General features: G+C 43.8%; 1 pseudogene. It reads right to left on the bottom strand.

Annotation, left to right across the window (positions count from 1 at the left end):
- A pseudogene (locus J3U63_RS13235) lies at window positions 1-438 on the bottom strand (hypothetical protein); the annotation flags it as partial.
- Window positions 439-650 lie beyond the last annotated feature (212 nt).

Below are 650 nucleotides of genomic sequence, written 5' to 3'. Positions count from 1 at the left end.
ACCTGCACCACCAACAAGTCCTGAGTTGCCTTGTAGCTCGGCAACCACAGCGCCTAAAATCGCATGAGTAATTAAGTTTCCGGCAACATTATTGATTACCCAGTTGCCATTTTCATCCATGTGTCCAGTGTGCAGTTTGATTTGCTCTGCCAGCCAAGGCGCACTGGCACCAGCCAGTCCACCAGTAATATCACCCGTGATGATGCCTGTAATAATCGATATCGCAGAATCAACGCCTTTACTAAAGTCATTACCCATCTTTCCGTCTGGCGAGTCTTTACCCGCATTTTGATGGATAGTTTGCTCCAGCTCTTTAACTTGATTACCTAACTCTTTTAAACCATTGACGATGTTTTGGCGATTTTCCTCTTTTTCTTTATCAAATATTGGTTTGAGTTTGTTATGCGCATGCTCGGTATCGTGACTTAATTCATTCACGTCCTGAATCTGATTCTCTGTATCACGAATAATTAACTCACCATCACTTATTGCCGCATGCGTTATGTTTGAGGATTTATCGCCATGCTGATAAATTTGTGGTGCACCTCCTGTTGGGGACAGTCCTCCCCACCTTTACTTGCACCTACAGAGCCAGAAACACTGCTCACTTGATAGTCCGCTTTGTTTTCGATATCACTAAAGCCAATGGT

Origin of the sequence: Gilliamella sp. B2838, assembly GCF_026536185.1 — a bacterium.
Taxonomy (GTDB): domain Bacteria; phylum Pseudomonadota; class Gammaproteobacteria; order Enterobacterales; family Orbaceae; genus Gilliamella.
Note: the sequence above shows the minus strand (reverse complement) of the source record. Positions and strands in the feature narration are given on the sequence as shown.